At 57.5% G+C, this 24,195-nt stretch carries 24 protein-coding genes; 12 read left to right on the top strand and 12 right to left on the bottom strand.

The annotated features are described in order from the left end of the window. Positions 1 to 2,022 carry an excinuclease ABC subunit UvrB gene (uvrB, locus tag WFK59_RS01975; protein WP_233984854.1) on the bottom strand — a complete coding sequence of 674 codons (2,022 nt, stop codon included), beginning with the start codon at positions 2,020 to 2,022 and terminating at the stop codon, positions 1 to 3. A 371-nt stretch (positions 2,023 to 2,393) separates the two neighbouring features. Next, on the bottom strand, positions 2,394 to 2,810 hold the full coding sequence (locus WFK59_RS01970) for a hypothetical protein (RefSeq protein WP_336754901.1): 417 nt from the start codon (positions 2,808 to 2,810) through the stop codon (positions 2,394 to 2,396). A 106-nt stretch (positions 2,811 to 2,916) separates the two neighbouring features. Between WFK59_RS01970 and WFK59_RS01965 the strand changes: the two genes are divergently transcribed. After that, positions 2,917 to 3,639: an ABC transporter ATP-binding protein gene (locus WFK59_RS01965; RefSeq protein ID WP_094119421.1), complete on the top strand. Its 723-nt coding sequence runs from the start codon at positions 2,917 to 2,919 to the stop codon at positions 3,637 to 3,639. 1 nt (position 3,640) lies between these two features. Here WFK59_RS01965 and bioD read toward each other — a convergent pair whose 3' ends face one another. The 4 genes from bioD to bioB are packed head-to-tail and all read right to left on the bottom strand — an operon-like array spanning position 3,641 to position 7,227. Further along, on the bottom strand, positions 3,641 to 4,309 hold the full coding sequence (gene bioD, locus WFK59_RS01960) for a dethiobiotin synthase (RefSeq protein WP_233984856.1): 669 nt from the start codon (positions 4,307 to 4,309) through the stop codon (positions 3,641 to 3,643). Continuing rightward, positions 4,306 to 5,061 (bottom strand): malonyl-ACP O-methyltransferase BioC, encoded by a 756-nt coding sequence (gene bioC, locus WFK59_RS01955; RefSeq protein WP_233984857.1) that lies wholly within the window; start codon positions 5,059 to 5,061, stop codon positions 4,306 to 4,308. Before bioC ends, bioD begins: the two co-directional genes overlap by 4 nt. Next, positions 5,045 to 6,196, bottom strand: coding sequence for an 8-amino-7-oxononanoate synthase (gene bioF / locus WFK59_RS01950; RefSeq protein WP_336754898.1), 1,152 nt, complete (start codon positions 6,194 to 6,196; stop codon positions 5,045 to 5,047). The genes bioC and bioF overlap by 17 nt, the downstream gene beginning before the upstream one ends. Continuing rightward, on the bottom strand, positions 6,196 to 7,227 hold the full coding sequence (gene bioB, locus WFK59_RS01945) for a biotin synthase BioB (RefSeq protein ID WP_233984859.1): 1,032 nt from the start codon (positions 7,225 to 7,227) through the stop codon (positions 6,196 to 6,198). Before bioB ends, bioF begins: the two co-directional genes overlap by 1 nt. Positions 7,228 to 7,327: 100 nt before the next feature. Here bioB and bioA point away from each other — a divergent pair, with 100 nt between their 5' ends. Together bioA and WFK59_RS01935 are read left to right on the top strand one after the other, a co-directional pair. Beyond that, positions 7,328 to 8,620 carry an adenosylmethionine--8-amino-7-oxononanoate transaminase gene (bioA, locus tag WFK59_RS01940; protein WP_336754896.1) on the top strand — a complete coding sequence of 431 codons (1,293 nt, stop codon included), beginning with the start codon at positions 7,328 to 7,330 and terminating at the stop codon, positions 8,618 to 8,620. Positions 8,621 to 8,695: 75 nt separating this feature from the next. After that, a complete protein-coding gene (locus WFK59_RS01935) occupies positions 8,696 to 9,172 on the top strand; it encodes a kinase inhibitor (RefSeq protein WP_094119427.1) in 477 nt (158 codons plus the stop codon). A gap of 45 nt (positions 9,173 to 9,217) precedes the next feature. Here WFK59_RS01935 and pgl read toward each other — a convergent pair whose 3' ends face one another. Beyond that, the gene (gene pgl, locus WFK59_RS01930; RefSeq protein ID WP_336754894.1) at positions 9,218 to 10,219 is read right to left on the bottom strand and encodes a 6-phosphogluconolactonase; all 1,002 of its coding nucleotides are present in this window, start codon (positions 10,217 to 10,219) and stop codon (positions 9,218 to 9,220) included. 151 nt (positions 10,220 to 10,370) lie between these two features. Here pgl and WFK59_RS01925 point away from each other — a divergent pair, with 151 nt between their 5' ends. Then, positions 10,371 to 11,189 (top strand): pyridoxal phosphatase, encoded by an 819-nt coding sequence (locus WFK59_RS01925; protein WP_336754892.1) that lies wholly within the window; start codon positions 10,371 to 10,373, stop codon positions 11,187 to 11,189. A 489-nt stretch (positions 11,190 to 11,678) separates the two neighbouring features. Continuing rightward, positions 11,679 to 12,224, top strand: coding sequence for a hypothetical protein (locus tag WFK59_RS01920; RefSeq protein ID WP_336754891.1), 546 nt, complete (start codon positions 11,679 to 11,681; stop codon positions 12,222 to 12,224). Positions 12,225 to 12,677: 453 nt separating this feature from the next. Here the strand turns inward: WFK59_RS01920 and modC are convergent, their stop codons facing one another. The 4 genes from modC to WFK59_RS01900 all read right to left on the bottom strand — a co-directional run bounded on the left by modC (position 12,678) and on the right by WFK59_RS01900 (position 15,512). Beyond that, a complete protein-coding gene (modC, locus tag WFK59_RS01915; protein ID WP_336754889.1) occupies positions 12,678 to 13,736 on the bottom strand; it encodes a molybdenum ABC transporter ATP-binding protein ModC in 1,059 nt (352 codons plus the stop codon). Further along, positions 13,736 to 14,425 (bottom strand): molybdate ABC transporter permease subunit, encoded by a 690-nt coding sequence (gene modB, locus WFK59_RS01910; RefSeq protein ID WP_233984864.1) that lies wholly within the window; start codon positions 14,423 to 14,425, stop codon positions 13,736 to 13,738. Before modB ends, modC begins: the two co-directional genes overlap by 1 nt. Next, positions 14,422 to 15,195, bottom strand: a complete 774-nt coding sequence (gene modA / locus WFK59_RS01905; RefSeq protein ID WP_336754887.1) for a molybdate ABC transporter substrate-binding protein — start codon at positions 15,193 to 15,195, stop codon at positions 14,422 to 14,424. The genes modB and modA overlap by 4 nt, the downstream gene beginning before the upstream one ends. Before the next feature lie 161 nt (positions 15,196 to 15,356). After that, complete coding sequence (locus WFK59_RS01900; protein ID WP_233988206.1) at positions 15,357 to 15,512, bottom strand: AcrZ family multidrug efflux pump-associated protein; 156 nt, start codon at positions 15,510 to 15,512, stop codon at positions 15,357 to 15,359. Between the two features lie 139 nt (positions 15,513 to 15,651). On the opposite strand from WFK59_RS01900, the gene modE reads away from it, so the two are divergent. From modE to gpmA, 6 genes are all read left to right on the top strand, one after another. Further along, a complete protein-coding gene (modE, locus tag WFK59_RS01895) occupies positions 15,652 to 16,434 on the top strand; it encodes a molybdenum-dependent transcriptional regulator (protein WP_233984866.1) in 783 nt (260 codons plus the stop codon). A 76-nt stretch (positions 16,435 to 16,510) separates the two neighbouring features. After that, complete coding sequence (modF, locus tag WFK59_RS01890) at positions 16,511 to 17,983, top strand: molybdate ABC transporter ATP-binding protein ModF (protein ID WP_233984867.1); 1,473 nt, start codon at positions 16,511 to 16,513, stop codon at positions 17,981 to 17,983. Between the two features lie 225 nt (positions 17,984 to 18,208). Continuing rightward, on the top strand, positions 18,209 to 19,252 hold the full coding sequence (gene galT / locus WFK59_RS01885) for a galactose-1-phosphate uridylyltransferase (RefSeq protein ID WP_233984868.1): 1,044 nt from the start codon (positions 18,209 to 18,211) through the stop codon (positions 19,250 to 19,252). Then, complete coding sequence (galK, locus tag WFK59_RS01880) at positions 19,252 to 20,400, top strand: galactokinase (RefSeq protein ID WP_233984869.1); 1,149 nt, start codon at positions 19,252 to 19,254, stop codon at positions 20,398 to 20,400. The genes galT and galK overlap by 1 nt, the downstream gene beginning before the upstream one ends. Next, a complete protein-coding gene (galM, locus tag WFK59_RS01875; RefSeq protein ID WP_233984870.1) occupies positions 20,394 to 21,428 on the top strand; it encodes a galactose-1-epimerase in 1,035 nt (344 codons plus the stop codon). The genes galK and galM overlap by 7 nt, the downstream gene beginning before the upstream one ends. Before the next feature lie 151 nt (positions 21,429 to 21,579). Next, the gene (gene gpmA / locus WFK59_RS01870) at positions 21,580 to 22,332 is read left to right on the top strand and encodes a 2,3-diphosphoglycerate-dependent phosphoglycerate mutase (protein WP_233984871.1); all 753 of its coding nucleotides are present in this window, start codon (positions 21,580 to 21,582) and stop codon (positions 22,330 to 22,332) included. Between the two features lie 60 nt (positions 22,333 to 22,392). Here the strand turns inward: gpmA and aroG are convergent, their stop codons facing one another. Then, positions 22,393 to 23,445, bottom strand: a complete 1,053-nt coding sequence (aroG, locus tag WFK59_RS01865; protein ID WP_233984872.1) for a 3-deoxy-7-phosphoheptulonate synthase AroG — start codon at positions 23,443 to 23,445, stop codon at positions 22,393 to 22,395. 289 nt (positions 23,446 to 23,734) lie between these two features. On the opposite strand from aroG, the gene WFK59_RS01860 reads away from it, so the two are divergent. Next, positions 23,735 to 24,097: a YbgS-like family protein gene (locus WFK59_RS01860; RefSeq protein ID WP_233984873.1), complete on the top strand. Its 363-nt coding sequence runs from the start codon at positions 23,735 to 23,737 to the stop codon at positions 24,095 to 24,097. Positions 24,098 to 24,195 lie beyond the last annotated feature (98 nt).

The raw sequence follows: 24,195 nt of genomic DNA, 5'->3' as shown, positions 1-24,195 counted from the left end.
TTACGAGGTGGCGATAAACAACGTGCGCAGTTCATGCAGCTGATCGCGCACGCTGGCGGCCTGTTCGAACTCCAGGTTCTGCGCATGTTGCTGCATCTGCCCTTCCAGCTCGTGGATCTTTTTCTGCAGGGCCTGCGGCGACAGCGCCAGATAATCCGCTTCCGCCTCGGCGGCACCGCGTCGTGCCGGTTTCGCTTTGCCCCGGGTTTTCACCACGTTGTTGCCCAGTTCCAGAATATCCGTGATCTTTTTATTCAGGCCCTGCGGCACAATGCCGTTCTCTTCGTTGTACTGCTGCTGTTTCTCGCGACGCCGTTCGGTCTCTTCAATCGCCCGCGCCATTGACGGGGTAATTTTGTCGCCATACAGAATGGCTTTGCCATTGATGTTACGCGCCGCACGGCCAATGGTCTGAATCAGCGAGCGCTCGGAACGCAGGAAGCCCTCTTTATCCGCATCCAGAATCGCCACCAGCGACACTTCCGGCATATCCAGCCCCTCACGCAGTAAGTTAATGCCCACCAGCACATCAAACTCACCCAGGCGTAAATCGCGGATAATCTCCATCCGTTCCACGGTGTCGATGTCAGAGTGCAGATAACGCACCTTTTCGCCGTGCTCTTCCAGATATTCGGTCAGATCTTCCGCCATGCGCTTGGTCAGCACCGTCACCAGCACGCGTTCGTTGATCGCCACCCGCTGACGGATTTCCGACAGCAGATCGTCGACCTGGGTCGCCACCGGACGTACTTCGAGGATGGGGTCGAGCAGACCGGTTGGACGCACCACCTGATCGATCACTTCGTCGCCCGACTTTTCCAGCTCATATTTGCCCGGCGTAGCCGACACATAGATAGTCTGCGGGGCCAGCGCCTCAAACTCTTCAAACTTCATCGGACGGTTATCCAGCGCCGACGGCAGGCGGAAACCGTACTCCACCAGCGTCTCTTTACGCGCCCGGTCGCCTTTATACATGCCGCCGATTTGCGGAATGGTAACGTGCGATTCATCCACCACCAGCAGGCCGTCGGCCGGCAGGTAGTCAAACAGCGTCGGTGGGGCTTCGCCGGGTCCGCGTCCTGAGAGATAGCGTGAATAGTTTTCGATGCCGGAGCAGTAGCCCAGCTCGCTCATCATCTCCAGATCGAACTGGGTACGCTGGGTAATACGCTGCTCTTCCAGCAGCTTATTATTTTCCAGCAGCACTTTGCGGCGATCCGCCAGCTCCACTTTAATATCTTCCATCGCCTGAATAATGCGCTCACGCGGCGTCACGTAGTGCGTTTTCGGATAGATGGTAAAGCGCGGCACCACCGAATCGATCTGGCCGGTCAGCGGGTCAAACAACGACAGGCGCTCCACCTCTTCATCGAACAGCTCGACGCGCAGGGCGATATCGTCTGACTCCGCCGGGAAGATATCAATCACCTCACCACGCACCCGGAAAGTCCCGCGCTGGAACGCCTGATCGTTACGGGTATATTGCAGCTCCGACAGGCGACGCAGGATGCTGCGCTGGTCGATGATCATGCCGCGGGTTAAGTGCAGCATCATTTTCAGGTAGAGATCGGGATCGCCCAGACCGTAGATCGCCGACACCGAGGCGACCACAATCACGTCGCGCCGCTCCAGCAATGCTTTGGTGGCTGACAGACGCATCTGCTCAATGTGTTCGTTAACCGAGGCATCCTTTTCGATAAAGGTGTCGGAACTGGGCACATAGGCTTCCGGCTGATAGTAGTCGTAGTAAGAGACGAAAAACTCGACCGCGTTGTCCGGGAAAAACTCCTTCATTTCACCGTACAGCTGAGCCGCCAGCGTCTTGTTCGGCGCCAGAACCATGGTTGGACGGTTGAGATCGGCAATCACGTTGGCCACGGTGAAGGTTTTTCCCGAGCCGGTTACGCCTAATAACGTCTGGTGGGCCAGTCCATCTTCCAGACCCTCTTTCAGACGACGAATCGCCTCGGGCTGATCGCCGGAAGGTTTGAAAGCGGAATTTAATTTAAAGGCTTTACTCATGAATGCAGTTCCTGCTGAAGAAGTCGGCGGGCAGGCACCTATTTTACTCTGCTATGGTGATTTTGCCAGAAATTAATACTGGATATAAAAACAGTGTTGAGGCAGAGTAAGGGTCCCGGCTGGCGTACTTTTTGGTCACCGGTTGCCGCTGGCTTTAGCCCGGCGGTTGTTGCGCAAGGTTATCCCCAGGCGGAGATCGGATTTAACATTTGTCAATAGAGCGTCATAAAATTACAGTTCAGTGAACTGACAGATAAATCGCAGGCTTGTTTTTTAATAAGTAATTGATTTAATTATACTATGTCGAAAAGCCCAGATTCTCGACATTATGTAACCAGGCCGCGTATTTCCTCGCTTCCAACCTGTTTTCATTACCTAATGCACAAGGTTATCCACAGGAATGGTGGATAAGTGATGGCAGCCCCGCCGCCATCGGCTGTGTATAATTTTTCCCTGCCGCCTGGGTTTGCTGAAAATAATTTTTTTTCCGCTAAATTTCTCCACCGCCGCTGACAAATTGTTCTGCTTTTTTTAACTGACCCAGACTCTCTGCTGCTGATTTGCCCCGCCAGCCCGCCATTCTTAATCAGAATCGTTGCCTCATCTTCGCACGACTGCACCAGAAACGCCGCCCGCTGGCACTGTGAAAGTGCAGCCCGGTTATCACCCGCAGAAATTGATAAGCATTCCTCATATTTTCCCGGCGCGCAGCCGCGCTGGCCGCTGAAAAAAAGCACACCGCTGAATCTGGCCTGGGAATTGCAAGATTGAATGGCGTCAACGCGCATCGCGCGCACTGTGCTGCAGTGGTGAGATGACCATTGCTGATACCTTGTTTGCCAGACGACACAGAGCGGAAGCATTCAGGCTAATGATCGGAAAGGAGAGTGTCAGATGCTGAGTTTACGTTCGGTAAATCAATTTTACGGTCAAAATCATATCCTGTGGGACGTGGATCTCGATCTGTCGCCTGGCACCTGCACCGGCGTTCTTGGCCGGCCAGGCATGGGGAAAACCACCCTGGTCAACTGCATTATGGGCCGGCTGCCGATCAACAGCGGATCGATCTCATGGAAAGAAGATGGTTCACCGCCCGCCGACCTGCTGCTGCAGCCAGCTGAACAGCGGGCGCAGATGGGAATTGGCTATGTGCCACAGGGACGCCATATTTTTACCCAGATGAGCGTGGAAGATAATTTGCTGATCGCCCTGCTGGCCGGTGCCAGTCAGGCCGACCGCCACCGCGCCATTCCCGAAATGGTGTTTGACCTGTTTCCGGCGCTCTATTCGCTACGCCAGCAGCGCAGCGGCGATCTGCCGATCGATCAGCAGCAGCAGCTGGCCCTGGCGCGCGCGCTGGTGCTGCAGCCAAAACTGCTGATTCTTGATGAGCCCACCGACGGCATGTCGCCGTGGCTGGAAGAGGAGATGGGGAATCTGATTCGCCGACTGAACCTCGACTATGGCCTGACGATCCTGCTGCTGGAGCAGCGTCTCTCCCTGATCCGTCGCGTGGCTGACTATTTTCTGCTGTTGCATCGCGGGCGTAACGTGGCGCAGGGCAAAATGGCGCAGCTGGATGACCACACCGTCAACAAATGGCTGACGGTGGCCTGATTTACGCTGGCAGCGTCAGATAGTGCCCGCAGTTGTCCTGTTGCGACTCGGTCAGCCAGGGAATGGTGCCGAGACAGGGTGCAGGCAGGCGTTGCGTCAGGCTGGTGAGATATTCCTGATAACGCTGTCCCGGCGGCACCACGGTGTTGGCGATCCAGCCCGCCAGACGCAGCCCGCGAGCGCGTACCGCCTCCGCGGTCAGCATGGCGTGATTGATGCAGCCCAGTTTGACACCGACCACTAATATCACCGGCAACTGCTCGCTGCTGACCCAGTCAGCATAGGTGTGCGTTGCGGATAACGGGGTGTACCAGCCGCCTGCGCCTTCAACCAGAATCCAGTCTGCCAGCGGTTCCAGCGCCGCCAGGCCCGCCGACAGCGCCAGATGAGTGATCGGCCTGCCCTCTTCGGCACTGACGATGTGCGGCGCTGTCGGTTCAAGGAACGCCAGCGGATTGACCTGCTGATAGTCTAACGGCACGCTGCTGTACCGCTGCAGCGCCAGCGCGTCACTGTTACGCAGCCCCTCCGGCGTCATTTCGCAGCCCGAGGCGACCGGCTTATAGCCCGCGCAGCGATAACCGGCCGCCCGGGCGGCCTGTAACAGGGCGCCGCTGGCGACCGTTTTACCGACTTCGGTGTCGGTGCCGGTGATAAACCAGCGCTTCATGATGAACTTACTCCATAGATGAGATGATAACTGAGACGGAAACCGTGCCGATCGCGCGGCCAGTGCGCCTCTAACTGTGCCAGCCGCTGTCGGGTTAACAGCGGGCCATCCCGCCCCTGATGCAGATGGGTTGCCCCAATCCCTTTCAGCGAACGCATGGCGCTGAGTGCATCCGGGAAATGCAGGGTGATGAGCGCCGACTCGCAGTTCAGTTGGTGGGTAGCGCAGGCTGCCGCAATCTGTTGCTCGGTGAGAAAGCGGTTAGCGTGCGGATGGTGATCCAGATGCGACCAGGCCTGATGGACTTCCTGCAATGAACCGGCGCTCAGGGTTGAAAACAGCAGCGTACCGTCGGGACGCAGCACCCGCCTGAACTGGCCCAGCGCCTGCGACAGATCGTTGCTCCACTGCACCGCCAGGTTACTCCACACCAGATCAAAACTGCCCGCTGCCAGCGGTAAGGCATCGATATCTCCGGCCAGATAGTGCTGCGCGGCGTTACTGGCGCGCGCCTGTTGCAGCATCTGCGGCGAGAGATCGAGCGCGGTGACCTGCTTACCACGTTCACGCCATTGCCTGCTGTACCAGCCGGTACCGCAGCCGGCATCCAGTAGCTGCGGTCCACTGTGCGCCGGTGCCCGTGCCAGCAGCGCATCGCCGCTCAGCCGTTGCAGCGCGGCATGAGCATCGTAGTGTTCGGCCGCCCGGCCAAAGGCGCGCGCCACCGCGCGCTTATCAACCTGCAGCGTCATGCAGCGCCTCCAGCAGAATATCGATGTCGTCCGGCTGATGCGCCGCCGTCAGGGTAATACGCAGCCGGGCAGTGCCTGGCGGTACGGTTGGTGGCCGGATGGCGCTGACCCAGCAGCCCGCTTCTGCCAGCCGGGCGGAGAGCGCCATCGCTTCCGCATTGTCGCCGATGATTAACGGCTGAATCGCACTGGCGGAATCCATCAGTTGCCACGGCAGCGAGGCGGTACCACGCCGGAAGCGCTGGATATTCTCCTGCAACCGCTGACGCAGCGCATCGCCCTGCTGCACCTGACCGAGCGACGCCTGCAGCGCCGCCGCCTGGGCGGCGGGCATCGCGGTCGAATAGATCAGATGGCGGCTGAACTGCACAAAATAGTCGGCGGTTTGTGCGTCGCACAACAGTGCCGCCCCGCTGACGCCAAAGGCTTTACCGAAGGTGACCACCAGCAGCTCCGGTTTTATTCCCTGCTGCCAGCAGCTGCCGCGCCCCTGCTCGCCTGTCACGCCGATCCCGTGCGCATCGTCCACCAGCAGCCAGCCCTGCGCGTCGCGCGTCTGTGCCGCTATCGCCGCCAGCGGCGCACTGTCACCATCCATGCTGAAAATCCCTTCGGTCACCACCAGCGTTTCGCCGCTGCAGGGTGCGGCCAGCCGCGCCGCCAGACTCGCCGGGCTATTGTGCGTAAAACGGCGCAGCTGCGCCGGACTGTGGTTGGCGGCATCCAGTAGCGAAGCATGGCTGAGCTTATCGGCCAGGATACGATCGTTTTCCTCCCCCAGCAGATGGATCACCGCCTGATTCGCCGCGAAGCCGGAGATAAACAGCAGCGCGCGATCATAGCCGAGCCAGTCAGCCAGCTGCGCTTCCAGCGCCGCATGCTGCCGGTGATAGCCGGTGACGTGGCCTGACGCACCGGCACCGGCTCCCGCCTGTTCTGCGCCGCGCTGCCAGCCAGCAATCACCGCCGGATGCTGGGTTAAGCCGAGATAATCGTTGCTGGAAAAATGACGATAAACGCGTCCTCCGCTGTGCAGCGTGCGGGTGGTCTGATGATCGATTACCGGGCGTTGCCGCCAGCCATCGGCGGCGCGCCGCCGATCCAGCGCCTGTGCCAGTCGTTGCTGCCAGCTCATTACAGCGCCGCGTTATAGAACTGTTCAGTGTCGGCGTGCATCAGCTGGTCGCTGAGCTGCTGCTGTTGCTGCTGATCGCCGTGCTGGGTGTGGGTATGCTCCGGGTTCAGCCCCAGCTTGCGGAACAGCACGCGATCTTTATCCTCTTCCGGGTTCGGCGTGGTCAGCAGTTTGCAGCCGTAGAAAATCGAGTTCGCCCCGGCCATAAAGCACATCGCCTGGGTCTGCTCACTCATCTGCTCACGGCCCGCCGATAGCCGGACGTGCGAGGTTGGCATCATGATGCGCGCCACCGCGATAGTGCGGATAAAATCGAACGGCTCAACGTCATCGTTGTCCGCCAGCGGCGTACCTTTGACCTTCACCAGCATGTTGATCGGCACGCTTTCCGGCGGGGTCGGCAGGTTGGCTAACTGCACCAGCAGACCGGCGCGATCGCTGACCGTCTCCCCCAGACCGACGATGCCGCCTGAGCAGACTTTGATCCCGGCGTCACGCACTTTGCCCAGCGTATCCAGCCGTTCCTGATAGCTGCGGGTGGTGATGATGCTGCCGTAAAATTCTGGCGAGGTGTCGAGGTTGTGGTTATAAAAATCCAGGCCGGCGCCCGCCAGCCGCTGCGCCTGCTGATCGCTGAGCGTACCCAGCGTCATACAGGTTTCCATGCCCATCGCCTTTACGCCTTCAACCATTTTTTCCAGATAGGGCATATCGCGCTCGTGCGGATTTTTCCATGCCGCGCCCATGCAGAAACGGGTTGAACCGGCGGCTTTGGCCTGACGCGCAGAGGTCAATACTTCCTCCACTTCCATCAGGCGTTCCGACTCCAGGCCGGTCTTGTAGCGCGCGCTCTGCGGGCAGTATTTACAGTCTTCCGGGCAGGCACCGGTTTTGATCGACAACAAGGTGCTGACCTGTACCTGACGCGGATCGAAGTGCTGACGATGCACCCGCTGCGCTTCAAACATCAGTTCAAGAAAAGGTTGATCAAACAGGGCCTGGGCCTGTGCAACTGTCCAGCGTTGTGCCATTACGTGCTCCAAAAAAAGGGTGTCATCCCGACGATTAACGTGGTTATACTTGTAAACTATATTTTTTTATTTTGGTTTACAACTCCGGTTTACGACGCCTATGTTCACGCCTGAAGACGCCCGCTTTGATCGCCAGCACATCTGGCACCCCTACACCTCAATGCTCGACCCGCTGCCCTGTTATCCGGTGGTTGCCGCCCAGGGTTTTCAACTGCAACTGGCCGATGGCCGCGAACTGGTCGATGGCATGTCCTCGTGGTGGGCGGCGATTCACGGTTACAACCATCCACGGCTGAACCGGGCGCTGACGCAGCAGATGACGCAGATGTCACACGTAATGTTTGGCGGCATTACCCATCCCGCCGCGGTGGCGCTCTGCCGCCAGCTGGTTGCGATGACGCCCGCGGCGCTGGAGTGCGTTTTTCTCGCCGATTCCGGCTCGGTGGCGGTGGAAGTATCGATGAAGATGGCGTTGCAGTACTGGCTGGGACGCGGTGAAACCCGGCAGCAGTTCCTGACGCTGAAGCGCGGCTATCACGGCGATACCTTTGCGGCGATGTCGGTGTGCGATCCGGAAAATTCGATGCACAGCCTGTGGCGCGGCTATCTGCCCGAACATCACTTTGCAGCGGCTCCGGCCTGCGGCTTTGATGATGAATGGGAGCGCCAGGATTTTGATGATTTCGCCCGGCTGATAGAACAGCATCATCAGCAGCTGGCGGCGGTGATTCTGGAGCCGATCGTGCAGGGCGCTGGCGGGATGCGCTTCTACCATCCGCGCTATTTACAGCAGGTACGTGAAGCGTGCGATCGTTACGGCCTGCTCCTGATTGCCGATGAGATTGCTACCGGATTTGGTCGCACCGGCAAACTGTTTGCCTGTGAACATGCTGGCATCACGCCCGATATTCTGTGCGTCGGCAAAGCGCTGACCGGCGGCATGATGAGCCTGGCGGCGACCCTGACCACTCGCGAAGTTGCTGATACCATCAGCCGCAGCGCGGCCGGCTGTTTTATGCACGGCCCGACCTTTATGGGCAATCCGCTGGCCTGCGCGGTGGCGGTTGAAAGCCTGACCCTGCTGGCCGAAGGCGAATGGCAGCCTCAGGTTGCCGCTATCGAACGTCAGCTTCGGGCAGAGCTGCTGCCGTTGCGCAGTGCGCCGCAGGTGGCGGATGTGCGGGTGCTGGGCGCAATTGGCGTGGTCGAGACTCACCGTGCCGTGAATATGGCGGCGCTGCAGCAGTTCTTTGTTGAGCAAGGGGTCTGGATCCGGCCGTTTGGCCGGCTGATCTACCTGATGCCGCCCTATATCATCACGCCGCAGGCGCTGAGCAAACTGGTGCAGGCGATTGGGGCAGCGCTTGAGCATTCTTCACATTTTGCCGACTGAAGCGGGCGAAGCGCTGGAACTGACTGCGCGTTTGGTTATGATGTCAGGCTAATGATCGACACGTGAGGAGAGGTAATGCGCGTTTATAGTCAGGACTTTAACGACGGCGATAAAATGCCTGAGAAGCACGTTTTCAACGGTATGGGCTATCAGGGCGAGAACATCTCTCCCCATCTGGCCTGGGAAGCAGCCCCGGAAGGTACCAAAAGTTTTGTGGTGACCTGCTACGATCCCGACGCGCCAACCGGCTCCGGCTGGTGGCACTGGCTGGTGGCGAACATTCCGGCTACCACCACTTCTCTGCCGCAGGGCGCGGGCTCCGGTCAGGCCGGGCTGCCGTCAGGGGCGATCCAGACCCGGACAGATTTTGGTCAGGCCGGTTATGGCGGTGCGGCGCCGCCGCAGGGCGAAACCCATCGCTACATTTTCACGGTACATGCGCTGGATGTGGAAAAGATTGAGGTGGATGAGGGTGCCAGTGGTGCCATGGTCGGCTTTAATGTCCATTTTCACGCGCTGGCAAGCGCGTCACTGACCGTGAACTACCAGTAATTCCGCTACGCCTCTCCCAGCCGGGAGAGGCGTTAAATTGCAGCGTTACGCCTGCAACTGATGTACCACGACCCACATCGGACCCTGTCCGACCGCATAGCGTCCCAGCGGCTGTAACAGTCCCTGTGGTTCAGTGATGCGATAGACCTCAATGTGATGGGATTTCTGCCCCGCCGCCACCAGATACTGTCCGCTGTGATCGATATTAAAGCCGCGCGGCTGGGTTTCAGTTGGCTGGAAACCTTGCAGCGTCAGCTGTCCGCCATCTTCACTGACGCTGAACACCGCCAGCGTGCTGCTGGTGCGGTCACAGGCGTAGAGGAAACGGCCATCCGGCGTCAGATGAATATCTGCGGCCCAGCGGGTTCCGCTGAAATCAGCCGGCATCATGTCCAGCGTCTGTACGCTCTCAACTTCGCCATCTTCATTATCTAACGCCCAGACGTCGACCGTGCTGTCGAGTTCATTGACGCAATAGGCGTAGTGACCGTTCGGATGGAACTGCATGTGGCGCGGACCGGCACCGTCGACGGTGGTGACCTGCGCCTGCGGGCGTGGCGTCAGCTGGCCGTCATCACCCAGCGCAAACAGGCAGATGCGATCCTGTTTCAGCGCCGGTACGTAGAGTGTCTGGTTAGCCAGGTCGATATTGGCCGAGTGGCACCCTTCCAGTCCGTGAATCACCTGCAGCGGTGCCTGTGGCACGCCATCCTCGCCAATCGGGCTGACGCTGACGCAGGCGTCATTATAGGAGCCGCAGAACAGGAACTTACCGTAGCGATCGGTAGAGATATGGGTCGGGCTGCCTGGCAGCGGTGCCTGTCCGGCTTCCGTCAGGGTGCCGTCAGCGGCGATGCGGAACGCCAGCACGCGAAAATTGGGGCGCACGCCGACATAGAGAAATTCGCGGTTCGGACTCACCACCATGGGCTGAACCTGGCCAGCGACATCGGTCACCTGAAGCAGCGTCAGCGCACCCTCTTCATTCATCTGCCAGACGTGGATCTGCTGGCTCTCGGGACTGGCGGTGTAGACAACTTGTTTCATGCATTCTCCTTTTTGGCTGCCTGATGATGATCTGTGAGTCACTGTAGCGCGTTTTAGCCATGCTGGAATCATTTGTGCCCGGTTTTTTGTCTCGCGACCGCGGTCAGGTGTAGACTTGAGGCTTCGCTACGCTACCCGAACGGAAGGATTAATGAGCTACCGTGTAATTGCCCTCGACCTCGATGGCACGCTATTAACACCCGCCAAAACCATTCTGCCGCAGTCTGTCGAGGCGCTGAAAAAAGCGCGCGAGGCGGGCATTCACGTCGCTATCGTGACCGGACGCCACCACTGCGCCATTCACCCTTTTTATCAGGCGCTGGAGCTCGATACGCCAGCCATCTGTTGTAACGGTACCTATCTGTATGACTATCAGGCGAAAAAGGTGCTGGCCGCCGATCCGCTCGACACCCAGCTGGCGCTGCAGGTGATTGAGATGCTGGATCAGCAGCGGATTCACGGCCTGCTGTATGTCGATGATGCGATGCTCTATCAGACGCCGACCGGTCACGTTACCCGCACACTCCACTGGGCTGAATCGCTGCCGCCGCACCAGCGCCCGGTGTTCCGGCAGGTACCCGATCTGGCGCAGGCCGCGCGTGAAGCGGATTCCATCTGGAAATTTGCACTGTCACATCCCAACATTCCCGAACTGCAGCAGTTTGCCAGCAAAGTCGAGGCGGAACTGGGTCTGGCCTGCGAATGGTCGTGGCACGATCAGGTCGATATCGCCAAAGGCGGCAACAGCAAAGGCAAGCGACTGGCGCAGTGGGTGGAATCGCTGGGGCTGAGCATGTCCGATGTGATCGCCTTCGGTGATAACTATAACGATCTCAGTATGCTGGAAACCGCCGGTCTGGGCGTGGTGATGGGCAATGCTGATGAAGCGATCAAAGCGCGGGCGAAAAAAGTGATCGGCACTAACCTCGAGCCCGGTATCGCCGAAACCCTCTATCAGTACGTGTTGTAATCAGGGCGTCACCGGGACGCTTTGTAGCCGGGCATAGAGCCATTGATCGGGCCGAATGCCCAGCTTATCCGGCGCCCACTGCGTAATGCGCGCCCGGCATTGACCCGATGAAAAAGGGTCTGTTTCATTTAATGCGTTGAGAAGCAAAAAGCAAATTTTAACGCAGGGATAAAACAATAGATAACGCAACATGACTCTGAGGAGGGTCTGTATACATTCAAGCCCTTATTAATCTTTTATTAAAATAAGCCCTGCATTTTATTATTCACTCTTAACCTTTAAACACCTGACATTGATATAAAGCAACGTGACATAAATAGTCATTAAAGCTGACTCCAGCGTTGATGACGGAAAAATATCAAAAAACAGTGCTGCCATAAGAGGGATATAAAGCTATTTGATATCAGGCCGCCCACCACTTTCAATTAAAAAATGCTAAAGATTATTTTTCACCTGCCGATAACCCTTATTTATCTGTAGGTATGGGATATGTTTACAAATAGATTCAACAAGGCTCTGCTTTTATTATCATTGATGCTCACGGGTTGTACATCGTTACAGGTTGGTCATTTAACCCGCTACGCCAGTGATGTGCATTATTATTCTTTCATTGATGGCTCAATCGTTGCTCCCTACGCGCCTAAAGTTTATCCCATGAAAGTGCCGGACGACCTCTCCTTTGTGCAATTTGTCGTTGACCTGGGCTACGACTATGTTGCGCTTCCCTTTATCTATACAGATAGTCGAATCACGGAAAACACCGCACCCTTTTTTGAATTTCTGGCCTGGTCTAAACAACCCTTTATTCAGCGTCAGGAAACAAAGCAAAAGGTCATTGGAGGACGTTACAATGATATTCTGGAATACGGTGAAGAGAATGATCTGAAAACACAAGAGCCAGTATTTTTAGTCGTGCGTCATTTTGGATATTTCGCCCGTGATGCCGTATTTGCACTGACCGTACCTGAAGTCGAAAATCTTTTATCAGAAGTATACAGTGTTAAATACTGCAAAGAACATGGATTGAAGTTATAGACGATTCCGGGGCATATAGCGCTATTGACCACGCTGCTCTGCCATCCGAATCAAACGCTTCTTTGATTGATGCAGAGTGATGTCATCCAGGCCACCAAACAGAAGCAGGGTGAAAGCCATTTTATAGGGCGTTGCCCTGAACCACAGAAAGTTTTGCAGAATCCCTCTGGTAACGGTTCGGGGCCACCAAAAGGCTTTACATTTTAATTTGGTTTAAACGTCTGGTCGGTATCACCCTTCCTGACAGGGAATTGAATATCAATACTGATCAGATTATTAATGTCGGCTTTCCACTTCTTCTCTTCACGACGACCAGAGACCAAAGCAAGAACCCACGCTCTCTGTTCAGAGGTGTCAGAACCCTACTCAATAAAACATCCGAAACAAGTCAGAAAAACAGAGACCCATTAAATAATTTCATTAAAAATAATGACTTACCAGTACCTTTAGTCATCAGGGCGTCACCGAAACGCTTTTTATCTGGGCATAGAGCCACTGATCTGGCCGAATGCCCAGCTCATCCCGCGCCCACGGCGTAATGCGCGCCCAGAGTTCACTGATGCCGATGCGCAGCTTCACCTCCACCTGATCGCCGACCTCCACCAGCTCCACCACCTGTGCCGGCAGGATATTGCGGATGGAAGTATTGTGCGGCGGCTGCAGCGCCAGCGAGACATCGGCCGAGGCGATACGAATCCGCAGTGGCGTTTTCAGCGGCTGATGGATGCGGCTGACCCAGATATGCTGATCACCCAGCGACAGGGCGGTCATCGGATAGTCAGGATGCTGCTCCAGCACCTGTACCCGCAATACGCTGCTCAGCTCGCTGACCGGCAGCCACGGTCGCATCGCGCTGCTGCTCCAGACCCGCTCCAGCGGGCCAAACGCTTTCACGCTACCGTTATCCAGCACCAGCACGTTATCCGCCAGATGCAGGATCTCTTCCAGGCTGTGCGACACGTAGAGCATCGGGATCTCCACCTGCTTCGCCAGTTTTTGCAGATAAGGCATCAGCTCGCGTTTACGCGGCACATCCAGCGACGCCAGCGGCTCATCCAGCAGCAACATATCCGGCGCGGTCAGTAACGCCCGGCCAATCGCCACCCGCTGCTTTTCACCGCCCGACAGCGACAGCGGAAAGCGCGACAGCAATGGCTCCAGACCCAGCAGGGAGACCAGCGAGTCGAACTGCGCTTTCATCGCCGGGGCCATGCCATATTGCAGATTGCCGCGCACCCGATAGTGTGGAAACAGCCGCGCATCCTGAAACACATAGCCAATCCGGCGCTTTTCCGGCGGCAGCGAAATCTGCTGTTCTGCATCAAACAGCACCCGATCGCGCAACTCTATCCGGCCATGCTGTGGCTGCGTCAGCCCGCTGATGGCGTTGATTAACGAGGTTTTACCGGCACCCGACACGCCGAAAATGGCGGTGATGCCCTTAGCAGGGATTTGCAGGTCAATCGTCAGCCGATGATCGCCCTGCTGCTGGATAAAATTCAGTGACAGCATCAGTTCCCCATCCGCTTACGGCCCAGTCGCGCCAGCCATTCTGACGCCAGTAACGACGCCAGCGCCAGCACGATGGCAATCACACACAGCCGCGCGGCGGCGCCTTCTGCGCCTGGCGTTTCAATCAGGCTGTACATCGCCAGCGGTATGGTGCGCGTCTCGCCGGGAATATTAGAGACAAAAGTAATGGTGGCACCGAACTCCCCCAGCGATCGCGCAAAGGCCAGCACCGTGCCGACGATAACGCCTGGCAGAGTCAGCGGCAGCGTGATAGTAAAGAATACCCGCCAGCGTCCGGCACCCAAGGTGCGGGCGGCTTGCTCCAGCCGGATATCAACCGCTTCCAGCGCCAGGCGAATGGCGCGTACCATCAGCGGAAACGCAATCACCGCCGACGCCAGCGCTGCCCCGCGCCAGCTAAAGGCAAAACTGAAGCCGAACCAGTCATAGAGTTTTTCACCGATGATGCCGCGTCGTCCCAGGCCGATCAGCAGCAGATAGCCGACCACCACCGGCGGCAGCACCAGCGGCAGATGAATCAGGCTGTCGAGCAGCGCTTTACCGGGAAAACGGCAGCGCACCAGAATCCACGCCATCAGGATGCCGAACGGCAGGCTGCCCAGCACGGCAATGCCAGAGACTTTCAGGCTGAGCACTACCGCCTGCCATTCGGGATCGCTGAGTATCATTTCGTTGGTGTGAATCCGTAATGTTTAAACACGACCGCTGCTTGCGGTCCTTTCAGGTAGTGATAAAAAGCGTTAACGGCGGCGTTGTCGCGATCTTTAACGATCGCCATCGGATATTCTACCGGTTTGTGACTGGAGGCCGGGAATCGTCCCACTACCTGCACTTTCGCACTGGCGACTGCATCGGAACCGTACACAATGCCATAGGGTGTCTCATTACGCTCAACCAGCGCCAGTGCGGCCCGCACATTATTTGCCGGTGCCAGCACCGGTTCAACCGTTTGCCAGGCACCGAGCTTCTGTAGCGCCTCTTTGGCGTAAATACCGGCCGGAACATGGTCGGGATCGCCTACCGCCAGACGTTCTCCGTGCAGCAGCGTTTTCCAGTCGGTCTGCTGATTCAGCTCAACCTTCTTCGCCGCCGCGCCGCGCGGTGCCACCAGCACCAGATCGTTGCCCAGCAGCGTGTAACGGCTGCCGGTATCAACGCTCTTTTTCGCCACCGCATCATCCATCCACTGCTGATCGGCGGAGATAAACAGGTCAGCCGGCGCGCCCTGCTCTATCTGGCGCGCCAGCGTCGAGGAGGAGGCGAACGATGAGACCACCGTGACGCCGGTCTGCTGCTGATAGTCACGGGCGATATCCTGCAGGGCGTTGGTCAGCGAGGCGGCAGCAAAGACGGTCACTTTTTCCGCCGCCAGCGCCTGGCCCGTCAGTGAAACGGTCACCAGTGCGGCGATTCCCCAGCGGTACTGTAGTAAAGACATGATCCTCTCCGGTTATTCGTTGTGTAACGGATAATACAACGCCCGTTCCGGCAGTGTTATTAATTTATCGGCAGTTTTAGCAGAAGGATGAGTGGAAGTGGAGGTAGCGGTAGCGGTAGCAGAAAGCAGCACGCCCGCACAAAGGCGGGCGTGACAGGCAATTAATTGTGCGAACGGGCTGAAGATTTTTCGCGATGACCAAATTTTGAGATGACGTTAAACACTTCACCCAGGCCATAGATCATACCTAACATCAGCGCCATGACGACAGGGACCATAAGCACAGCTATGGCGAGGCTTTTAAGTAATTCCAGCATGGAGCGTCTCACTCTGCGAACAAAAAAGTGATTGTAACGGGTCAGCAAAATTTTGCGCAGCCCTTTTCGTGCTTTTACTTTGGTCACGAAACGCCGCTATCATCGCGCAGATACGCCTTAACCCTTTGCCGGAGTCGCTATGCAAGCCGAACTTTCCCTCCATATTCGTTTACAGCAAAAACTGTTTGCCGATCCGCGCCGCATCGAACTGCTGAAACGCGTGCAGCAAACCGGTTCAATCAGTCAGGGCGCAAAGCTGGCGGGCATCAGTTACAAAAGTGCCTGGGATGCGATCAATGAGATGAACCAGCTGGCGGATGAGACGCTGGTGGCACGCGCCACCGGCGGCAAAGGCGGTGGCGGCGCTACCCTGACGCGCTACGGTGAACGGCTGATTCAGCTGTTTCAGCTGATGGAGCAGATCCAGCAAAAAGCGTTTGACGCCCTGCAACAGGATGCGCTGCCGCTCGACAGTCTGCTGGCCGCCATTGCGCGCTTCTCACTGCAAACCAGCGCCCGGAATCAGCTGTTTGGCACCGTGATCAGCAACGATGCGCAGTCGGTGGTGCAGCATCTCAGGATTTTACTGGCTGACGGCGTCACCGAACTCCGGGTGGCGCTGACCCAGCGCAGTGCCGATCGCCTGCAGCTGGCTGCCGGCAAAGAGGTGCTGCTGTTGATTAAGGCGCCCTGGATTCGGGTCAGCCGCCAGGCCGGCGACGGCGACAATCAGCTGGCGGCGACCGTCAGCGCCATAGAGCCTGGCGAACAGTTCAGTGAGCTGCTGATGCAGCTTGCCAGCGGAGAAACCCTGTGCGCGACGCTGAGCAATGTGGCGTTGCAGCAGCAGAACCTGCAGCCTGGCGACCCGGTCATCGCCCATTTTGACGCGGAACACGCTATCGTCGCCACCCTGGTATGATTTTCCCCGGCTGATTTGACTTCATCGCATCCAGTGGTTACAACACAGTAACACGATGCAAAAAATGGAACAGATCATGGCTTCATTGCAGATTTCGCAAGGCACGTTTCGTCTTAGCGATACCCGGGTTTTGACCCTGAATGAGGTTCAGCTTCAGCGTGGCGAGAGCTGGGCCTTTGTCGGTGCCAACGGCAGCGGCAAGTCATCACTGGCGCGCGTCCTCTCTGGCGAGTTGTCGCCGCTGGCGGGCTCGGTCAGCAGTGATTTCCAGCGTCCGACGCGACTGTCGCTGGAGCAGTTGCAAAAGCTGGTCGCCGATGAGTGGCAGCGCAACAACACCGACCTGCTCAGTGAAGGTGAAGAGGATACCGGCCTGACCGTGGCTGAGGTGATCCAGGCGGAAATGCAGCAGCCGGAACGCTGTACACAGCTGGCCCGCCAGTTTGGCATCGAGCAGTTACTGACGCGCCGCTTCAAATATCTCTCCACCGGCGAAACCCGCAAGACGCTGCTCTGCCAGGCGCTGATGCAGCAGCCGGATCTGTTAATTCTGGATGAGCCGTTTGACGGGCTGGATGTGGCGTCACGCGCCAGCCTGACCGGGACCTTACGCAGCCTGCAGCATCCCGACTTTACTCTGGTGCTGGTGCTCAACCGCTTTGATGATATTCCCGAGTACATACAGCAGATTGGAGTACTGGCGGAGTGTACCCTCACCCATATCGGCCCGCGCCAGACCATTTTAGCCGAAGCGCTGGTGGCGCAGCTGGCGCACAGTGAACAACTGCTGGGGATGGCGCTGCCGGAAGCAGATGCGCCGGATCAGCTGCCGTCGCTGGCGGATGATGCGCCGCGCGTGATTCTGCGCAACGGCGTGGTCTCTTATCACGATCGGCCGGTGATCGACGGGCTGAACTGGCAGGTCAATGCCGGTGAGCACTGGCAGATTATCGGCCCCAACGGCGCCGGTAAATCAACCCTGCTCAGCCTGGTGACCGGCGATCATCCCCAAGGCTACAGCAACGACCTGACCTTGTTTGGTCGCCGGCGCGGCAGTGGTGAAACCATCTGGGAGATCAAGCAGCATATTGGCTATGTCAGCAGCAGCCTGCATCTCGATTATCGCGTCAGCGTCAACGTGCTGACGGTGATCCTGTCAGGCTTTTTCGATTCGATTGGTCTTTATCAGGCCGCGTCAGACCGTCAGAAGGCGCTGGCCCGGCAATGGCTGGCGCTGCTCGGGATGAACAATGCGCTGGCGGATGCGCCCTTTCACAGCCTGTCGTGGGGACAACAGCGGCTGGTATTGATTGCCCGCGCGCTGGTGAAGCATCCGACGCTGCTCATTCTGGATGAGCCGCTGCAGGGACTCGATCCGATCAACCGTCAGCTGGTACGGCGTTTTATCGATGTGCTGATTGGCGAAGGTCGCACTCAGCTACTGTTTGTCTCACATCATGCCGAAGATGCGCCGCAGTGCATCACGCACCGTCTGAGTTTTGTTGCCGGTGACGGCGGCTATCACTACCCGCAGCAGCAGCTGAAATAAATCGGCCAGACGCCGGTCAGACGGCGTCTGCTTCACCCTCAGATGTAACCGCTACCACTTAACCTGCGCTTTCCCGCCTGCAATTCCGTCACAATGCCACGAAATGAGAATATTCAGCTTGTGTAAACGATACCATTTATCCAGACTTGATCACGCTTTCGGGCGCGCTGATGTGCTACTTTTTACCGATGCCTCTTTGGCTTTTGACGCTTACCAGGATTCAACATGGAAAAATTTAACCCGGTCGATCACCCGCATCGCCGTTACAATCCACTGATTGATCAATGGATTCTCGTTTCACCCCATCGGGCAAAACGTCCGTGGCAAGGCGCGCAGGAGACCCCGGCGGTCAATACCTTACCGGCGCACGATCCCGATTGCTTCCTGTGTGCGGGCAATACCCGCATCACCGGTGACAAAAATCCTGACTATACCGGCACTTATGTCTTTACCAATGACTTTGCCGCTCTGATGACCGACACGCCAGACGCGCCAGAGAGCGACGATCTGCTGATGCGCTGTGAAAGCGCGCGCGGCACCAGTCGGGTGATCTGCTTTTCGCCGGATCACAGCAAAACGCTGCCGGAGATGTCGTTAAGCGCGCTGGAGGAAGTCGTACGCACCTGGCAGGAACAGACCGCCGATCTCGGTCAGCACTATCCGTGGGTGCAGGTGTTCGAAAACAAAGGCGCAGCGATGGGCTGCTCTAATCCTCATCCGCACGGCCAGATTTGGGCCAACAGTTTCCTGCCGAATGAAGCGCAGCGCGAAGACGATCATCAGCGCGCCTATTTTGCGAAGCATGGCTCACCGATGCTGGTCGATTATCTCGCCCGTGAACAGCAGGATGGCAGCCGCACCGTGGTCGAGACCGATCACTGGCTGGCCGTGGTGCCGTGGTGGGCGGCATGGCCGTTCGAAACCCTGCTGTTGCCGAAAGCACACGTTCAACGTCTGACCGATCTGAACGAGGCGCAACGCAGCGATCTGGCTAAAGCGATCAAGCTGTTGACCAGCCGCTACGACAACCTGTTTCAGTGCTCCTTCCCCTACTCGATGGGCTGGCACGGCGCACCGTTCAACGGTGAAGCCAACGATCACTGGCAGTTGCATGCTCACTTCTATCCGCCGCTGCTGCGTTCAGCAACGGTACGTAAATTTATGGTTGGCTATGAAATGCTGGCCGAAACCCAACGCGATTTAACGGCGGAACAGGCGGCGGAACGTCTGCGTTCTGTCAGCGACGTTCACTTCCGTGAGGCACAATAATGAGCTTAAAAACCATCACGCAGCAGGTCTTCTCCGACACTTTTGGCTACGCGCCGACCCACACCATTCAGGCTCCGGGCCGCGTTAACCTGATCGGTGAACATACCGATTATAACGATGGCTTTGTGCTGCCGTGCGCCATCGATTATCAGACGGTGATCGCCTGCGCGCGCCGTGACGATCGTCAGATCCGGGTGGTAGCGGTCGATTACGACAACGCTGAAGACAGCTTCTCGCTGGATGAAGAGATCCGCAGCCTGGAGCAGCCGATGTGGGCCAACTATGTGCGCGGCGTGGTGAAACACCTGCAACAGCGCCACGCCGATTTCGGCGGCATCGATATGGTGATCAGCGGCAACGTGCCGCAGGGCGCGGGCCTGAGTTCATCAGCCTCGCTGGAAGTGGCGGTCGGCACCGTGGTGCAGCAGCTCTACAATCTGCCGCTGGACGGCGCGGCGATTGCGGTCAACGGTCAGGAAGCTGAGAACCAGTTCGTCGGCTGTAACTGCGGTATCATGGATCAGCTGATCTCGGCGCTGGGCCAGAAAGATCACGCCATGCTGCTCGATTGCCGCACGCTGGGGACCCGCCCGGTCTCAATGCCGGAAGATATCGCGGTGGTGATCATCAACTCTAACTTCCGCCGTACGCTGGTAGGTAGCGAGTACAACACCCGTCGTCAGCAGTGTGAAACCGGTGCGCGCTTCTTCAATAAACCAGCGCTGCGTGATGTCGAACTGGCTGAATTTGAAGCTGCGCAGTCGCAGCTTGATCCGCAGGTGGCGAAGCGTGTGCGCCACGTACTGACGGAAAATGCCCGTACCCTGGAAGCCGCCGATGCGCTGACCCGTGGCGACCTGACGCGCATGGGCCAGCTGATGGCCGAATCTCACGCATCGATGCGCAATGATTTCGAGATCACCGTGCCACCGATCGACACCCTGGTTGAGATCGTGAAAGCGCAGATTGGCGAGCGCGGCGGTGTGCGCATGACCGGCGGTGGCTTTGGCGGCTGTATCGTGGCGCTGATGCCGCTCGATCTGGTTGATCAGGTGAAAGCCGCCGTAGCAGAGCAGTATGAAGCAGCGACCGGCATCAAAGAGACCTTCTACGTTTGTAAAGCCTCAGCGGGAGCTGGCCTATGCTAAACGACGTTAATTCTCATGCGCCGGACGGGCAACCGTGGCGCATCACCGTGCTGCGCAATGCGAACGGCATGCTGGTGACCTTTATGGACTGGGGCGCAACCTGGCTGTCGGCCCGGGTGCCGATGCAGGATGGCACGGTCCGTGAGGCACTGCTCGGCTGTGCCACGCCCTCTGACTATCTGCACCAGGATGCCTATCTGGGCGCCACGGTGGGCCGTTATGCCAACCGCATCGCCGGAGCGACGCTGAATAAACTGAACCGTCAGCTGGTGGCCAATCAGGGCCCGCATCAGCTGCACGGCGGCCCGGAAGGGTTTGATAAACGTCGCTGGCAAATCGTCAGCCAGTCGGAAACTGAAGTGCACTATCGGCTGGATTCGCCGGATGGCGATCAGGGTTATCCGGGCAATCTGATTGCCGATCTGCGCTATCAGCTGGATGACGATAACTGCCTGAGCATTCAGTATGAAGCGCGCTGCGATCAGGCCTGTCCGGTCAACCTCACCAACCACGCTTACTTTAACCTTGATGCGCATCATGGCGACGCGCGTCAGCATCGCTTACAACTGCACGCCGACAGTTACCTGCCTGTCGACAGCGACGGGATTCCGAATGCGCCACTGAAAGCGGTGGCAGGCACCAGTTTCGATTTCCGTCAGGCCAAACCGGTGGCGCAGGATTTCCTCGCCGACGACGATCAGCGTGCGGTGAAGGGCTATGATCACGCCTTCCTGCTTAACAGCGCCGGCGACGCCACTCAGCCCGCGGCTGAACTCTGGTCGGAAGATGGCAAACTGCAGCTTAGCGTCACCACCTCCGCGCCGGCGCTGCAGTTTTACTCGGCTAACTATCTGGCTGGCACCCGTGCCCGTGAGCAGGAGAGCTATACTGCTTTCCAGGGCATTGCGCTGGAGAGTGAATTTTTACCGGACTCGCCTAATCATGCGGAATGGCCGCAGCCTGATTGCTGGCTGCAGCCGGGAGATCGCTGGGAATCGGTGACGCGTTATCGCTTCACGCCGCGCTGAGTCACCGGCTGAAAAACGCGCAGTGCGTTGCCGACAGGCTTACGTGCTGCCCGCTTTTCCGTTATGGTATGGCGCAATTGGCTCGTTGAACGGGCTGGCAGCAGCAGGTTTCCATTCTCACAGAAACATCACAGTATTAAGGAGTTAAGCTATGGCTGTAACTAAGCTGGTTCTGGTGCGTCACGGCGAAAGCCAGTGGAACAACGAAAACCGCTTTACCGGTTGGTATGATGTTGACCTTTCTGAAAAAGGTCGTGGCGAAGCCAAATCAGCGGGTCAACTGCTGAAGAAAGAAGGCTTTGTGTTTGATTTTGCTTACACCTCAGTACTGAAGCGTGCGATTCACACCCTGTGGAACGTGCTGGATGAGCTGGATCAGGCCTGGCTGCCGGTCGAAAAAACCTGGCGTCTGAATGAGCGTCACTACGGTGCGCTGCAGGGTCTGGATAAAGCAGAAACCGCCGCGAAATATGGCGACGAGCAGGTTAAGCAGTGGCGTCGCGGTTTTGCCGTTACCCCGCCAGAGCTGGATCGTTCAGATGAGCGTTTCCCGGGCCATGATCCGCGTTATGCGAAACTGACCCCAGAGCAGCTGCCAACCACCGAAAGCCTGGCGCTGACCATCGATCGCGTCATTCCTTACTGGAACGACACCATTCTGCCGCGCATCAAAAGCGGTGAGAAAGTGATTATCGCCGCACACGGCAACTCACTGCGTGCGCTGGTGAAATATCTCGATAACCTGAGCGAAGATGAAATCCTCGAACTGAACATCCCTACCGGCGTACCGCTGGTGTATGAGTTCGATGAAAACTTCAAACCGCTGAAGCGTTACTACCTGGGTGATGCCGACGAGATTGCAGCGAAAGCCGCAGCCGTTGCGAATCAGGGTAAAGCGAAGTAATTCTGCGCTAAAACGCCAAAAGGCCAGACGCAAGTCTGGCCTTTTTCATGCGTGCTTCCTTTAGCCGCGACGCTGTTTTACCGCTGCCGCTAACTGGCGTAACACTTTGTCGGTGTCATCCCAGCCGATGCAGGCGTCAGTGACGCTTTTGCCGTAGACCAGCGGCTCGCCGCTCTCCAGGCTCTGGTTGCCTTCTACCAGGTGGCTCTCAATCATCACGCCGATAATTGCCCGCTCACCGTTGCTCATCTGCTGCGCCACATCTTCCGCCACAACCATCTGCCGCTGGAACTGCTTGCTGCTGTTGGCGTGGCTGAAGTCGATCATCACCTGCTGCGGCAGGCCCGCTTTCGCCAGTCCGGCTTTGACTTCGCTGACGTGCTGCGCGCTGTAGTTTGGCTCTTTACCGCCGCGCAGAATGATGTGGCAATCCGCGTTACCGCTGGTTTCGACAATCGCCGAGTGACCATATTTGGTGACCGACAGGAAACAGTGCGGCGAACCGGCAGCGTTGATCGCGTCGATGGCGACTTTGATGGTGCCGTCGGTACCGTTTTTAAAGCCCACCGGGCAGGAGAGGCCCGACGCCAGCTCACGGTGTACCTGAGACTCGGTGGTACGGGCACCAATCGCGCCCCAGCTCATCAGATCGGCCACATATTGTGGGGTGATCATATCGAGGAACTCGCCGGCCGCCGGTAACCCACTGTCGTTGATCTCCAGCAGCAGTTTACGCGCCAGACGCAGTCCGTCGTTCAGCTGGAAAGTGCCATCCATGTAAGGGTCATTGATCAGCCCTTTCCAGCCCACCGTGGTGCGCGGCTTTTCAAAATAGACCCGCATGACCACTTCCAGCTCGCCTTTCAACTCGTCGCGCAGCGTCAGCAGTCGGGCGGCGTACTCTTTCGCGGCTTCGGTGTCGTGAATCGAGCACGGCCCGATCACCACCAGCAGACGATCGTCCTGACCCTGAAGGATCTGATGAATAGCCTGACGCGCCTGTGAAACTGTTTCGGCAGCCCGATCGGTGGCCGGGAATTTTTCCAGCAGCGCAACCGGCGGCAGCAGCTCTTTAATCTCTTTGATGCGTAAATCATCGTTCTGGTAATTCATACTGATTCCATATTATTTCAGGCCCAGCGCGCGCCGGGCACAACCTGTCCAATGTAGCCCGAAGCGCCAGGGGTGTAAATTCCCGCTACGGGTTAAATGTTCGGGTGATATTTGCATTAATCGGGTTAGCGTCTAGACTTTTTAATGGTAAGCACTGATAAACGGACTGCTTACCCGATTAAATCACCCTGTTTAAGCCAACCGGCGAATTTTATTTCGTACGGGACCTTTTTATCCAAATTGCACCTCTGGGCTTGAAGCAGCAACTTCATTAATTAACGGGAGCATAATGATGAAAAAGTTTGCCTTACTCTTTTTGACAGCAGCGATGACTCTGAGCAGCGGCGCAGCCATGGCGGCGAGCGGCAACAATGGTACGGCTAACCAGGCTGCCGATGCAGGCGCAGCGGCGGGCGGTGCGAAAGAAAATCTGCCACCGAATAATGTTGATAACAGCAATATTAATAACACCGGCACCAACACGAATCCGGCAACTTCTGGCAGCAATACCAGCAGCGGTAATATGTCTGCGAATGAAATCGACCAGAACAGCCAGTGTAAAGATGGCAAATGCCCGAACATCAATAAAAAAGTCCAGACCAAAGAAGGTGGCGGTGACGTGAATACCAAAACCGACGGCACCTCACAGTAATTCCGTCCGATCAGGAGAGCCTCTGCTCTCCTGTCTTTTTCTCCCCTCCTCTCTTCTCTTCCGCTATGCTGAGCCGGTGAAATTAACAGGGAAATATT

The organism is Pantoea sp. USHLN298 (assembly GCF_037149395.1).
Taxonomy (GTDB): domain Bacteria; phylum Pseudomonadota; class Gammaproteobacteria; order Enterobacterales; family Enterobacteriaceae; genus Pantoea; species Pantoea astica.
This window is presented reverse-complemented; position numbering and strand designations above follow the sequence as displayed.